The 13,726-nt window shown below is 64.1% G+C and carries 13 protein-coding genes; 6 read left to right on the plus strand and 7 right to left on the minus strand.

Annotated elements, in window-relative coordinates:
* Window positions 1-187: 187 nt before the first annotated feature.
* Entirely contained in the window at window positions 188-1,321 is a 1,134-nt protein-coding gene (locus tag JQ604_RS32335) for a nitronate monooxygenase (protein WP_212364767.1), read from the minus strand.
* A 253-nt stretch (window positions 1,322-1,574) separates the two neighbouring features.
* Between JQ604_RS32335 and JQ604_RS32340 the strand changes: the two genes are divergently transcribed.
* The 3 genes from JQ604_RS32340 to JQ604_RS32350 all read left to right on the plus strand — a co-directional run bounded on the left by JQ604_RS32340 (window position 1,575) and on the right by JQ604_RS32350 (window position 5,175).
* On the plus strand, window positions 1,575-3,233 hold the full coding sequence (locus tag JQ604_RS32340) for a flavin-containing monooxygenase (RefSeq protein ID WP_212364768.1): 1,659 nt from the start codon (window positions 1,575-1,577) through the stop codon (window positions 3,231-3,233).
* Between the two features lie 118 nt (window positions 3,234-3,351).
* Window positions 3,352-4,227 (plus strand): glutathione-dependent disulfide-bond oxidoreductase, encoded by an 876-nt coding sequence (gene yghU / locus JQ604_RS32345; RefSeq protein WP_212364769.1) that lies wholly within the window; start codon window positions 3,352-3,354, stop codon window positions 4,225-4,227.
* A gap of 192 nt (window positions 4,228-4,419) precedes the next feature.
* A complete protein-coding gene (locus JQ604_RS32350; RefSeq protein ID WP_212364770.1) occupies window positions 4,420-5,175 on the plus strand; it encodes an alpha/beta fold hydrolase in 756 nt (251 codons plus the stop codon).
* A gap of 147 nt (window positions 5,176-5,322) precedes the next feature.
* Here JQ604_RS32350 and JQ604_RS42070 read toward each other — a convergent pair whose 3' ends face one another.
* From JQ604_RS42070 to JQ604_RS32375, 5 genes are all read right to left on the minus strand, one after another.
* Window positions 5,323-6,048, minus strand: coding sequence for an N-acetyltransferase (locus JQ604_RS42070; RefSeq protein WP_349631167.1), 726 nt, complete (start codon window positions 6,046-6,048; stop codon window positions 5,323-5,325).
* A gap of 9 nt (window positions 6,049-6,057) precedes the next feature.
* Complete coding sequence (locus tag JQ604_RS32360) at window positions 6,058-6,675, minus strand: flavin reductase family protein (RefSeq protein WP_212364771.1); 618 nt, start codon at window positions 6,673-6,675, stop codon at window positions 6,058-6,060.
* A gap of 184 nt (window positions 6,676-6,859) precedes the next feature.
* Window positions 6,860-8,134 (minus strand): acyl-CoA dehydrogenase family protein, encoded by a 1,275-nt coding sequence (locus JQ604_RS32365; protein WP_212364772.1) that lies wholly within the window; start codon window positions 8,132-8,134, stop codon window positions 6,860-6,862.
* A 154-nt stretch (window positions 8,135-8,288) separates the two neighbouring features.
* Window positions 8,289-8,666, minus strand: a complete 378-nt coding sequence (locus JQ604_RS32370) for a VOC family protein (RefSeq protein ID WP_212364773.1) — start codon at window positions 8,664-8,666, stop codon at window positions 8,289-8,291.
* Window positions 8,667-9,433: 767 nt separating this feature from the next.
* Window positions 9,434-10,216: an SDR family NAD(P)-dependent oxidoreductase gene (locus tag JQ604_RS32375; protein ID WP_212364774.1), complete on the minus strand. Its 783-nt coding sequence runs from the start codon at window positions 10,214-10,216 to the stop codon at window positions 9,434-9,436.
* Between the two features lie 150 nt (window positions 10,217-10,366).
* On the opposite strand from JQ604_RS32375, the gene JQ604_RS32380 reads away from it, so the two are divergent.
* From JQ604_RS32380 to JQ604_RS32390, 3 genes are read left to right on the plus strand one after another with little or no spacing between them, the layout of a single operon-like run.
* Complete coding sequence (locus JQ604_RS32380) at window positions 10,367-11,164, plus strand: enoyl-CoA hydratase/isomerase (RefSeq protein WP_212364855.1); 798 nt, start codon at window positions 10,367-10,369, stop codon at window positions 11,162-11,164.
* Entirely contained in the window at window positions 11,161-12,144 is a 984-nt protein-coding gene (locus JQ604_RS32385; RefSeq protein ID WP_212364775.1) for a phosphotransferase family protein, read from the plus strand. The genes JQ604_RS32380 and JQ604_RS32385 overlap by 4 nt, the downstream gene beginning before the upstream one ends.
* Window positions 12,145-12,202: 58 nt before the next feature.
* Window positions 12,203-12,577: a DUF6285 domain-containing protein gene (locus JQ604_RS32390; RefSeq protein ID WP_212364776.1), complete on the plus strand. Its 375-nt coding sequence runs from the start codon at window positions 12,203-12,205 to the stop codon at window positions 12,575-12,577.
* Window positions 12,578-12,740: 163 nt separating this feature from the next.
* On the opposite strand, the gene JQ604_RS32395 is transcribed toward JQ604_RS32390, so the two are convergent.
* Window positions 12,741-13,520 carry an enoyl-CoA hydratase-related protein gene (locus JQ604_RS32395; protein WP_212364777.1) on the minus strand — a complete coding sequence of 260 codons (780 nt, stop codon included), beginning with the start codon at window positions 13,518-13,520 and terminating at the stop codon, window positions 12,741-12,743.
* Window positions 13,521-13,726: the final 206 nt, after the last annotated feature.

Below are 13,726 nucleotides of genomic sequence, written 5' to 3' on the forward strand. Positions count from 1 at the left end.
CCTCGCACCGTACCAACCTCACTCAAGCCAATCGAAGGGCCTTGACTCACAAATCCCCATATGAGGGTGGGCAAAGGCGCGCTTGCGCCGTGCCCACCATTCTCGGCGTGCTCGTGATGGTGGGCACGCTTCCGCCTTCGCTCTTCGAGCTACGGCGGACAAGTCGCTTTGCCAACCCTACAAATCGTTACTCCGCCACCAGCGCATTCATGTGCTCGACGGCCTCGACGAAATCTTCCTTGAACTCCTGCACCACGGCACCAGCCGATTTCACGCTGTCGATCAGGCCGACGCCCTGGCCGACGAAATAGCTGACGAGATCGCGCGCCTTGGTGTTGCCGGCCGCCGCGGCGCGGTCGATCGAGTTGAAGGCGTCGCGGCTGATGATGCTCTGCAGCGGCATCGGCAGCGCGCCGGGGCTGTCCGGCCCGCGGTCCCACGCATCGGTCCACACCGAGCGCAGCTGGCGCGCCGGTTTTCCCGTGCGGCCCTTGGACCGCACCGCGTCGCGCGAGGACGCCGCGATCATCTTCTCGCGGAAGATCTCCGACGTCTCCGATTCCACCGTCGCGAGCCACACCGAGCCGGTCCAGGCGCCGGCGGCGCCCATCGCCATGCAGGCGGCCATCTGCGCGCCGGTCATGATGCCGCCGGCGGCGAGCACCGGCACGTCGCGGATCTTCCTGACCGCCTTGATCACCTCCGGCACCAGCACCATGGTCGAGACCTCGCCGCAATGGCCGCCGGCCTCGGTGCCCTGCGCGACCAGGATGTCGACGCCGGCCGCGACCTGGCGCAGCGCATGCTCCTTGGAGCCGACCAGCGCCGCCACCGGCACGCCGTGCTTGCGCCCCATCTCGATCATCGCCTTCGGCGGCACGCCGAGCGCGTTGGCGATCAGTTTGATCGGATGACGGAACGAGATGTCGAGCAATTCGAGTGCATTCTCCGCATCGAACGGCTGCGGCTGGTTGTCGGCGACGCTGGTCGTCGTCAGCTCGATGTCGTACTTCTTCAGCAGGTTGCGCGTGAAGTCGCGATGCTCCTGCGAGACGCGCTTCTCCAGGCTCTTCCAGGTGACGTCCTTCTCGCCCGCGGTCGAGATGTTCTCGGGGATCAGCACGTCGACGCCATAGGGCTTGCCGTCGACGTGATCGTCGATCCATTTCAATTCCCGTTCAAGCGTCTCCGGCGAGTGCGCGGTCGCGCCGAGCACGCCGAAGCCGCCGGCACGGCTGACGGCCGCCACCACGTCGCGGCAATGGCTGAAGGCGAGCAGCGGGAATTCAATTCCCAGCATGTCGCAAATCGGTGATTTCATGGATCGGTTCTCTCCCGGCGGCAGCTTCGCTCGCTGCTTTTCTTGGTTTGATGTGTTGACGCTAGCCCATCATGCCCGGCCAAGCCAAGCGGCTTTCGGTCGGGCCAAGTTGCGTGCAGGCGCTGTCTTGTATCAACCATTCCGCGCGGCAAAATATGCACATCTGATCCCGCGCATTCGCCCCTTGCGCTTTCGCCATTCGCAGAGAATGCTCGCAGACAAATCGACAAGAATCCTTTGGGAGTTTTCGCGCATGTCCGCTCAATCCGCCGCCGCCAGCACAACGCCTGACCATTACGACGTCGTCGTAGTCGGCGCCGGCTTTGCCGGCATGTACATGCTGCACCGGTTGCGCGGCCTCGGCTTCACCGCGCGGGTCTACGAGCAGGGCAGCGGCGTCGGCGGCACCTGGTACTGGAACCGCTATCCCGGCGCGCGCTGCGACGTCGAGAGCATGCAGTATTCCTACTCGTTCTCCGAGGAGCTGCAGCAGCAGTGGACCTGGACCGAGCGCTACGCGCCGCAGCCGGAGATTTTGCAATACGCCAACCACGTTGCCGATCGCTTCGATCTGCGCCGTGACATCCAGTTCGACACGCGCGTCGCGCGCGCCGTCTTCGACGAGCGCGGCAACATCTGGTCGGTGACGACGTCTGACGGCAAGACCGTGACCGCGCGCTTCGTCGTGCTCGCGACCGGCTGTCTCTCCAATGCACGCAAACCCGATATCAAGGGTCTCGATCGCTTCACGGGAAAGATCTATCACACCGGCCATTGGCCGCATGAGCCGGTCGACTTCACCGGCCAGCGCGTCGGTGTGATCGGCACGGGCTCGTCGGGCATCCAGTCGGTGCCCGTGATCGCCGAGCAGGCCAGGCACGTCACGGTGTTTCAGCGCACCGCGCAGTTCTCGATCCCGGCGCGAAACGCTGAGCTGACCGACGAGGAGCGCAACTGGTTCCGCGCCAATTACCCCGAGGTGCGGCGCTTCGCCCGCGAGGAGGCGAAGAACGGCATCTACACCGAGATCCCCGATCGCGGCGCGCTCGATGACGGCGACAACGAGCGGCGCGCGAAATTCGAGGCGCGCTGGCAGCGCGGCGGGCTCACCTTCATGTCCGCTTATAACAACCTCGCGCTCGACAAGGCGGCCAACGACACCGCGGCGAATTTCGTGCGCGGCAAGATCGCCGAGATCGTCAAGGACTCCGCGACCGCAAAGCTGCTGACACCGATCAGCTATCCGATCGGCACCAAGCGCATCTGCATCGACACCGATTATTTCGCGACCTTCAACCGGCCGAACGTCACGCTGGTCGACATCAAGACCAATCCGATCGAGGAGATCACGGAGACCGCCGTGCGCAGCGGCGGCGAGGATTACGAGCTCGACGCTTTGGTGCTCGCGACCGGCTTCGATGCGATGACCGGCTCGGTAGCAAAAATCGATATCAGCGGGCGGGGCGGGCAGACCCTGAACCAGAAATGGGCCGAGGGCCCGCGCACCTATCTCGGCCTGATGACATCGGGCTTCCCGAACCTGTTCGTCATCACCGGCCCCGGCAGCCCGTCGGTGCTGTCGAACATGATCGTGTCGATCGAGCAGCATGTCGACTGGATCAGCGATTGCCTCGCCTATATGCGCGCCAACGCGCTGGAGATGATGGAAGCCGAGCGCGCCGCCGAGGACAAATGGGTCGCCCATGTCAACGAGGTCGCCTCCGCCACGCTCTATCCGCAGGCGGACTCGTGGTACATGGGCGCCAACATTCCCGGCAAGCCGCGCATCTTCATGCCCTATATCGGCGGTGTCGGACCCTACCGGCAGATCTGCAACGAGGTCGCGGCCAAGGGCTATGAGGGCTTTGTGATGGCGGGAGCCGAGCAGAAGCGGAAGGTGGCCATGTCCTGAGCGCTTGTAGGGTGGGCAAAGCGCAGCGTGCCCACCATATACGGCAAACCGCGGACGGTGGGCACGGCGCAAGTGCGCCTTTGCCCACCCTACAAGAAACGCAATCAGGAGCACTTCAGTGACCGATACCTACGAGCCGCCGAAAGTCTGGACCTGGAACAAGGAGAGCGGCGGGCGCTTCGCCAGCATCAATCGTCCTGTCGCGGGCCCGACCCACGACAAGGAATTGCCGATCGGCCGCCATCCCCTGCAATTATATTCCCTGGCGACGCCGAACGGCGTGAAGGTCACCGTGATGCTGGAGGAGCTGTTGGCGCTCGGCCACAAGGGCGCCGAATACGATGCCTGGCTGATCAAGATCGACGGCAACCAGTTCGGCAGCGGTTTTGTCGAAGTCAATCCGAACTCGAAAATCCCGGCGCTGATGGACCGCAGCGGCGAGGTGCCGATCCGGGTGTTCGAGTCGGCCTCGATCCTGACCTATCTCGCCGAGAAATTCGGCGCCTTCCTGCCGACCGACATCAAGACGCGCGCCGAGACCTTCTCTTGGCTGTTCTGGCAGATGGGCGCGGCGCCCTATCTCGGCGGCGGCTTCGGCCACTTCTACGCCTACGCCCCAACCAAGATCGAATACGCCATCGACCGCTTTGCCATGGAGGTGAAGCGCCAGCTCGACGTGCTCGACCGCCGGCTCGCCGACAATGAATATCTCGCCGGCAAGGAGTACACCATCGCCGATATCGCGGTGTGGCCGTGGTACGGCTCGCTCGCCAAGGGCCTGCTCTATGGCGCCAGCGGCGAATTCCTCTCGGTGCAGGACTACAAGAACGTGCAGCGCTGGACCGACGCGATCGCGAAACGGCCCGCGGTGAAGCGCGGCCGCATGGTCAACCGCACCTGGGGCGAGCCGTCGAGCCAGCTCCACGAGCGCCACGACGCCGGCGATTTCGAAACCAAGACGCAGGACAAGATCGCAGAACCGGAGAAGGTGTAGTGCTTACTCCCTCTCCCGCTTGCGGGGGAGGGCTGGGGTGGGGTGCTTCCGCGCTGGGATTCCCTGTGTGGAGAGAGCCCCCACCCGCCGCGCTCTTCGAGCGCGTCGGCCTCCCCCGCAAGCGGGAGAGGCGAAACCAGCCCGCGGATAAAGGGTCATCCTGATAAAAAACAAAAGCAGGGGAGACATCGCATGAGCTTCTTCGAGAAAGGCGCCGTCCGCATCCACTACGAAGAAGCCGGCTCCGGCTTCCCGCTGCTCTTGATCGCCGGCGGCGGCCTGAACTCCAACATCACGCGCATCACCGGCGATTATCCGCCGTTCAACGCGATCAAAGAGTTTTCCGATGAGTATCGCTGCGTCGCCTTCGATCTCCGCAACGCACCGCCCGGTCAGTCGACGGGGCCGCTCGAGATCGACCGTCCCTGGGATTCCCACACCGACGACCAGCTCGCGCTGATGGATCATCTCGGCGTCGACAAGTTCATGGTGCTCGGCTTCTGCATCGGCGGCCCCTTGATCTGGAGTCTCATCAAGCGCGCGCCGGACCGCGTCGTCGCCGGCGTGCTGGCGATGCCCTCGGGCTCGCGGCCGGAGATGCGCGATCTCTTCTACGACAACAACATGAAGGGCTGGGCGCCGGAGCTGATCAAGCAACGGCCTGATATCAGCCTGGAGATGGCCGAGACATTCCTGACGCGGATGTACCGCACCGATCCCGACTTCGTCTTCACGGTGAGCCGCGATTTCGTGAAGGGTTGCCAGACGCCGGTGCTGATCCTGCCCGACGACATCCCGGCACACCCTTACGCGGTCGCGATGGAAGCCGCGATGCTGGCGCCGAAGGCGGAGGTCAGCCTGTTTCCATGGAAGGAGCCGAAGGAGCGCGTTCCGCTCGCGGTGCGGCAGATCAGGTCTTTCCTGCGCGCACACCGGCCGGCGGGCTAGCCTGTCTGCCTCACCCTCATGGTGAGGAGCGCGCAGCGCGTCTCGAACCACGAGGCCCGACTGTGGCCTCGTCCTTCGAGACGCCCGCTTTGCGGGCTCCTCAGGATGAGGGTTTAGTACGAGTGTGACGCGAGAGGGCTAGGCGCATCAATCCGGCAGCTTCTCGCCGGAGCCGCCGAGCTCCGACGGCAGATCGCGATATTTCGGCAGGCCGTCCTTCACCGACAGCGTCTTGCTTTCGTAATTCACGTGCAGCGTCGGCGTGTGTTCGTAGCCTTTCAAGAGATTGGCATAGACGTCGACCAGCCGCATCCGCGGATGATCGGTCATCACATGCCCGCCGCAGGTCTTGCAGAATTTTCGGTACGAATGCTCGGTCTTGTTGAAGGTTCCGATCTCGCCGTCACCCTTCGTCACCCGCACGCTGTCCGACTTCCACAGGCTGAACGCATTCACCGGCGCGGCCGACCAGGCCTGGCAGTCGGCACAATGGCAGAAGCCTGCGAACACCGGCTTGCCGGTCACCTCGACCTCGACGGCGCCGCAGAAGCAACTGGCCTTGTAGCTCGCTGCCGGCTCGTCCTGCGCATCGGCGCCTTCCGCCAGCAGATCGTTGTACTCCGGATTCTTCTTCATGAAGTTGCGAATGAAGTCGCACTCCACGGTGAGCTTGCGCCCCTGAGCACGCACCGCTTCAAGCGTGGCGCGGCCGAGTTTTGAGCCGATGCCGCGGCCGCCGAGCGCCGAGGGCACCTCGGTATGGACCAGCGTGATCGCGCCTGGCGATTTGCGATAGGTGACGAAGGCGATCACGCCGTCGACGTCGAGTTCGAAGCGCTCTTGCGCCTCGTTGTCATGAAATGGCTCGGCCATGGTCGGCTCCTATATGGTCTTGACGCCCTCGGCGGCCGGAAACACCACGCGGTCGTCGGTGCGGCAGTAGCGGTCGGCGAACATGCGGCCCATCGGATGATAGCGGTCCATGTGGACGCGCATGGCGTCACGGTCCCATAACTCGTCGCGGATGTAGAAGTTCACGCCTTCGCCCATGATCAGCACGCGATCGCCGTTGACCTCCATGGTCTTCCAGGTCTTGCACTCCATCGCCCAGGGCGTGTCCGCAAGCCTGGGCACCGCGATCTTGCTGGATGGCGCAAGCTTGAGGCCGAGATGATCGGGCTCGCCGATCTCGGGCGGGAAGTCGCCGCTGCTCTCATGCATCGCCCGCGTCAGCGGCTCATCGGCGAGGTTGACCACGAATTCGCTTGTGCGCCGGATGTTGGCGAGCGTGTCCTTTTCCTGCCCGCCCGGGCGGCGGTTCACCGCGAACATGCAGAGCGGCGGATCCTCGCAGAACACGTTGAAGAACGAGAACGGCGCCGCATTGACCACGCCGTTCGGCCCCAGACTCGTCACCCACGCGATCGGCCGCGGCAGCACGAAGGAGGTGAGCACCTTGTAGCGCTCGCGCTGGCTGAGATCGCTCGGGGCGTATTCCATGGGGATGCTTCTGGGTTGGTGGAGCCTTCGCCTCTCCCCGCCTGCGGGGAGAGGCCGGATCGCATCGTCAGATGCGATTCGGGTGAGGGGGACTCTCCGCGAGTCAGTCTTCCACCAGATTCGCGGAGACCCCCCCCCTCATCCCGACCTTCTCCCCGCACGCGGGGAGAAGGGGAAGAAAGACTTACGGCATGCTCAGCTCATGCCTTCCGACCACCATCCAGTGCACCTCGTCCGGACCGTCGGCGAAGCGGAGGTGGCGGACGTCCTGGTACATTTCGCCGAGCGGGCTCCATTGCGAGATGCCGGTGGCGCCGTGCATCTGGATCGCCTGGTCGATGATCTTGCAAGTGCGCTCCGGCACCATGGCCTTCACCATGCTGACCCAGATCCGCGCCTCCTTGTTGCCGAGCACATCCATCGCCTTGGCGGCCTTCAGCACCATCAGCCGCATCGCCTCGATCTCGCAGCGCGCCTGCGCGATGATCTGCAAATTGCCGCCGAGATGGGCGATCTTCTTGCCGAACGCCTCGCGGGTCAGGCCGCGCGACACCATCAGGTCGAGCGCCTTCTCGGCCTTGCCGATGGTGCGCATGCAGTGATGGATGCGGCCCGGTCCGAGGCGGACCTGCGAGATCTCGAAGCCGCGGCCTTCACCGAGCAGCATGTTCTCCTTCGGCACCCGGCAATTGTTGAAGCGCAGATGCATATGGCCGCGCGGCGCGTGGTCGTGGCCGAACACATGCATGGGCCCGAGGATCTCGACGCCGGGCGTGTCTGTTGGCACCAGGATCTGCGACTGCTGCTTGCTCGGCGGCGCGTCGGGATTGGTCTTCACCATCACGATCATGATCTTGCAGCGCGGATCGCCGGCGCCGGAGATGTAATACTTCTCGCCGTTGATCACCCACTCGTCGCCGACCAGTTTTGCGGTGGTCGAGATGTTCTTGGCGTCGGAGGAGGCGACGTTCGGCTCGGTCATCGCATAGGCCGAGCGGATCTCGCCGGCGAGCAGCGGCTTCAGCCACTTCTCCTTCTGCGCTTTCGTTCCGACGCGCTCCAGCACCTCCATGTTGCCGGTGTCGGGCGCCGAGCAATTCATCGTCTCCGACGCCAGCGGATTCTTCGCCAGCTCAACCGCGATATAGGCATAGTCGAGGTTCTTCAGGCCCTGACCGGTCTCGTCATCGGGCAGGAAGAAATTCCACAGGCCTTCCTCCTTGGCCTTGTCCTTGGCCTTCTGCAGCACCGCGAGCTGCTCGGGCGTGAACGTCCAGCGATCCTTCTTGGCCTCGCCAAGCCGCATGAACTCGACCGACATCGGGTCGACGGTCTCGCGGATAAATTTCTTGACGTGCTCGTAGAGCGGGCGGACCTCGTCGGACATCCGCAAGTCGTTGAGCTCTTCGCCCGGATTGAGATTGTAGGTCGTCGTTCGCGGGACATAGGCGTGTTTCATTCTTGGTTCTCCCATCGGCGGCAAGCGCGCTGCGGCGGACAATAAACATGGGCGCCGCGAAGTGCGAGCACGCTTTTGCGATGTTATCTGTGCCGCATTGCGGAATATGACGAGGGCGCTTCAAACATTGTTTGAAGCGCTGTCGTGTCAATCCTCAGGCCACGCGGTGCATCGCGCAGATCTTGTTGCCGTCGAGATCGCGCAGATAGGCGAGGTACAGCTTGGCGCCCGAACCCTCACGGATGCCTGGCGGATTTTCGATCGGCGTGCCGCCCGCCGCGACGCCGGCCGCGTGCCATTTGTCGACCTGCTCGGGCGAGCTGCAGGCAAAGCCGATGGTGCCGCCGTTGGCGTGGGTCGCCGTCTTGCCGTCGATCGGCTTGGTGACGCCGAACACGCCGGTCTTGGTGATGTAGAAAATGCGATGGCCGTCGACCCGGGCGGGCCGGACGTCGAGCGTGCCAAGCAGGCTGTCGTAGAACGCCTTGGCCTTGTCGAGGTCGTTGGTGCCGATCATCACGTGCGAAAACATTGCGGTCCTCTCGGTTGCTTCTTGATTGTGGGCAAACGCTAACAGCAGTTGGGTCGCGACGGAAGCGGATACGTCAGCAATGCTCCCGTTTTTCCGTCCCAGCCTGCCGGCGCACGCGCCGATGTTCGTAATATCGAAAATTTGTATTGACGGAAGTAAAGGGGTGTGCTATCAATACGCTGTCTCACCCGACACGAGGGGCGTTTCGCCATCGCCGCAAACGTGGGTCGAGATGCGGTGGACGCGGACTGTGCAAAAGGCGAGTGCGCAGGAAGCGTACGGCGAAGTCGTGTGGTCTGGCCGCCCCGATGCAGGTGGCAAGCCCGTGAGAGGCGAAAGCCGATCATGGATGACGGTGACAACCAAGCATGGTCTCGCCGCGGAGAGCACGTATAAGCCGTAAACCATCGCGCAGGGGAAGCCGGGAGCCTCCGCTTCACCTGTATGCTCGTGCGCGCCACTACCTACCATTGCGCACGGGACCGCGGGTGCAAGCGTGCACCCGGCTTTCCCTGCGCCCTCCGTTCAAAGAGGGCGGCAAGTTAACGCAAGACTCGGGTGCATTTGCGCCGCGAGATTGCGGAGGTGTGTTTGTGGTTTGACCGCGCAACATACCCACCGTCGTCCTGGCGAAAGCCAGGACCCATTACCACAAATGCAAATTGTTGTGCGATGCTGGGGCCACGATCCCGTTCACAACCGATTTCTGTGGTTATGGGTCCTGGCTTTCGCCAGGACGACGGTGATGGATAAATTCCGTGCCAGGCTCAAAACGCCGTATACCCGCCGTCGATCACAAAACAATCCGCCGTATGATACGACGACGCCTTGCTCATGATGTACACGGCGATCCCGCCGAAATCGGAGGGCTCGCCGAACCGCCGCACCGGAATGCGCGGCATGACGTTGGCGACGAACTTGTCGTTGGCCATGATGCCGGCCGTCATGTCGCTCTTGATCCAGCCGGGCAGGATCGCATTGGCGGTGACACCGTGGCGCGCCAGCTCGACGCCGAGCGCGCGGCACAGCGCGTTCAGTGCGGCCTTGGTGCCGGCATAATGTTCGTTGCGCGCGGTGCCGAACAGCGAGGCGAGGCTCGACGTTGCAACCAGCCGGCCGAACTTGTCGCCGGCCTCCGCTCGCTCGGTCATGTGACGCGCCGCAGCCTGGAAGACATGGAACACGCCGTCGAGATTGGTCGCGAACATCTTGCGCCATTCCTCCTCGGTGCGGTCGATGAAGGCGCGCCGTCCGCCGCCGCCGATGCCGGCGTTGGCAAAGCAGCCGTCGACGCGGCCGAAGGTGTCGAGCGTGGCGGCCATCGCCGCCTTCACGGAGCCGGGATCGGTGACGTCGCAAACCACACTTGCCACCTTGCCGGGGCCATCAGCCATCGAGGCCGCGGCGCTCGCATTCTTGTCGGCATTGCGGCCCCAGATCGAGACATTGCATCCTGCGGAATTCAAGGCCTGCGCGATGCCGAGGCCGATACCGCCATTGCCGCCGGTGATGACGGCGACGCGGCCGGTGAGGTCGAAGATGCCACTCATTGGGGTTTCCATTTGGTTTGGCGCGCGTTAATCGTGCGCATCATGTATGGGCTAACCATGGACAAGCCCGGCGCAAAAATCAAATATGGGTCGAAGCAGCATTCGACCGATCGCGGCGACCTGCCGCCGAAAACAACCGAAGAGGAAACCATGCAGTTCAAGCACGTGACACTCGACTTCGACGGATCGGTCGCGATCCTCAAGCTCGATCATCAGGAGGTGATGAACGCGGTCTCGATCGACATGCTCGGCGGCCTCGCCGAAGCGCTGGACGAGATCGAGGACAAGCGCGAGCAGGTGCGCTGCCTCGTCCTCACCGGCGCAGGCCGTGCCTTCTGCACCGGAGCGAATCTGCAGGGCCGCAACACCAGCCAGCAGAAGCCCGGCCGCAGCAACGCGGGTGCGGCGCTGGAGACCGCGTTCCATCCGTTCCTGCGCCGGCTGCGCAACCTGCATTGCCCGATCGTCACCGCGGTGAACGGTCCGGCCGCGGGCGCCGGCATGAGCTTCGCGCTGATGGGCGACATGATCCTGTGCGCGCGTTCGTCCTATTTCCTGCAGGCGTTCCGTCGCATCGGCCTGGTGCCGGATTGCGGCTCGACCTGGCTGATGCCGCGGCTGATCGGCAAGGCGCGCTCGATCGAGCTGTCGTTGCTCGGCGAGCGGCTGCCGGCCGAGAAGGCGCTGGAGTGGGGTCTCGTCAATCGCGTCCATGACGACGGTGTGCTGATGGAGGAGGCGATGAAGCTCGCGCATGATCTGGCGAACGGCCCGACGGTGGCGCTGTCGCTGATCAGAAAGCTCTATTGGGATAGTCCGGAAAATTCCTTTGAGGAGCAGCTCAACCTCGAATTCGAGTCGCAGCGGATCGCGGGCCGCGCCGAGGACTTCAAGGAAGGCGTCACCGCGTTCCTCGAAAAGCGTCCCGCGAAGTTCAAGGGCAAATGATCGAGACCGAACTCGGACGCTGCGTCGCCGCTTTTTGTGCGGGCGCGACCGGCGTCACTGGCGCCGCAAAGCTCTCCGGCGGCGCCAGTCAGGAGACCTGGACGTTCGATATCGTGCACCCCGATGGCAACATCGGCGCGATCCTGCGCCGCGCGCCGCCGGGCTATGGTGCCGCACCCGGCCGCGCGGCAGGCCTCGATGCCGAGGCCGTGCTGATGCAGCTTGCGCATGACGCCGGCCTGCCGTCGCCGAAGGTGATGCATGTGCTGCGCCCCGAGGACGGTCTCGGCCGCGGCTTCATCATGGCGCGCGTCGAGGGCGAGACCATCGCGCGCAAGATTTTGCGCGATGAGCAGTTCGCCAGCGCGCGTCCGAACCTGGCGCGCCAGCTCGGCCGCGTCATCGCCGGCATCCACAGCCTGCCGCGGGCCAAGTTGCCGCAGCTGCGCAGCATGTCGGCGACCAAGGAGATCGCCGATCTCGAGCGCGAGTACCGCAGTTTTGACTGGCCGCGCCCGGTGTTCGAACTGGCGCTGCGCTGGCTCCGGGATCACGATCCCGGGCCATCGTCGGAGGTGACGCTGGTCCACGGCGATTTCCGCAATGGCAATCTCATCATCGGTCCCGACGGCGTCCGCGCCGTGCTCGACTGGGAGCTCGCGCATTTCGGCGACCCCATGGAGGACCTTGGGTGGATCTGCGTCAACTCCTGGCGCTTCGGCGAGATCGACAAGCCGGTCGGTGGCTTCGGCAGCCGCGAGGATCTGTTCGCAGGCTACGAGGAAGCCGGCCGCAAGGCTGATCCTGATCGTGTGATGTTCTGGGAAGTGATGGGCACGCTACGCTGGGGCGTGATGTGCTGCGGCATGATGCAGCGATTTCGACAGGGGCCGGATCATTCGATGGAGCGCGCGATGATCGGGCGGCGGTCGTCCGAGACCGAGATCGATCTGCTCCGGCTACTTGCTCCGCGCGCATGATCCCGAAAAGTGGAGGCCGGTTTTCGGAATAGATCATGCGCAGAAAAAGGAGGATGACATGCAGGACGAACCGACACCCACCGAGCTGATCAAGGCGGTCGCCGATTTCCTCCGCAACGAGATCACGCCCGCGATCAAGGGCCACAACGCGTTCAAGCTCCGCGTTGGCATCAACGCGCTCGACCTGGTGACGCGGCAGCTCGCGCTGGCGGAAGCGGGTGACACTGCCGAGGCCGCGCGGCTAAAGCAGTTGCTCGGCGCGGACGGTTCATTGATGGAGCTCAACCGCGCGCTGTCGGAGAAGATCGCGGCAGGCGAGGTCGATCTGCAGACGCCGGGCCTCGCCGACCATCTCTGGCAAACCACGATGGACAAGCTCGCCGTCGATCAGCCGAACTATGCGTCGTACAAGAGGGAGCTGGGTGCGAAATAATTATGGGTACGTTCCCCGGATGCTGCGCAGCACCGAAAGCGCGTTTACGCGCGTCTTTGACGCACTATGGTGGTGCGCTGCTGATCCGGGGTCCATCCGAAATGGGTCCCGGCTCTGCGGAGCAGCGTTTCACGCTGCACCGCGTCCGGGACACGAGACCTCCTTACCGCCCCAGCCACTTCGGCGGGCGCTTCTCCGAAAATGCCTTCGGTCCCTCGATGTAATCCTGCGAGGCCGCCATCGCCTTCACCGCCGGATATTCCCGCTGCTCGGCCAGCGCCTGCTCCAGCGAGACCTCGAGGCCCTTCTGGATCGCCTGCTTCGAGGCGCGGATCGACATCGGCGAGTTTTTGGCGATCGTCTCGGCCCAGCGCTCGGCTGCGGCCAGCGCCTCGCCCTGCGGCACCACCTCGTTGACGAAGCCGAGCTCAAGACCCTCCTTTGCGCTGACGTGGCGCGCGGTCAGGATCATGCCCATCGCGCGTTTCAGCCCGATCTGCCGCGGCAGCCGGTGCAGGCCGCCGGCGAGCGCGGCGAGGCCGACGCGCGGCTCGGGCAGAGCGAAGGTGGCGTTCTCCGCGGCGATGATCAGGTCGCAGGCGAGCGCGATCTCGAAGCCGCCGCCCATAGCGACGCCGTTAACGGCGGCGATGATCGGCTTGTCGCAGTCGAAGCGCGAGGTCAGGCCGGCGAAGCCGCTCTTGTCCCAGCCGCGTTTTCCCCCTGCGGCCTGCCACTTCAGATCATTGCCGGCGCAGAACGCCTTGTCACCGGCGCCGGTGACGATCGCCACCCACTGTTCGGGATCGGCGGCGAAGTCGTCGAACACCTTGTCGAGCTCGAAATGCGCGTCGGTATGCAGCGCGTTGTAGACCTCCGGGCGCGACAGCGTGACGATGGTGATGGGGCCCTTGCGCGTCACCTTGGAGAATTTGAGGTCCATATTCGCTCCCATCGTGTCTGCTCCCGTCGTTTTTCTGTGGCGAAGAATATGGCCGATATCCTAGCGCGTGCGCGTGCTGTCCTGCCATCCAATTCCGCAACGCGCATGCGCGCGCAAGCGTCACCGCTGCTGCTTGACTTGCGCACGCGCATCTCAGCTAAATCGATCCGAACATGCGCCACGAATAGCGCCTAAACACAAAACAG

The sequence above is a fragment of the Bradyrhizobium jicamae genome (assembly GCF_018130695.1).
GTDB classification, from domain to species: Bacteria; Pseudomonadota; Alphaproteobacteria; order Rhizobiales; family Xanthobacteraceae; genus Bradyrhizobium; species Bradyrhizobium jicamae_B.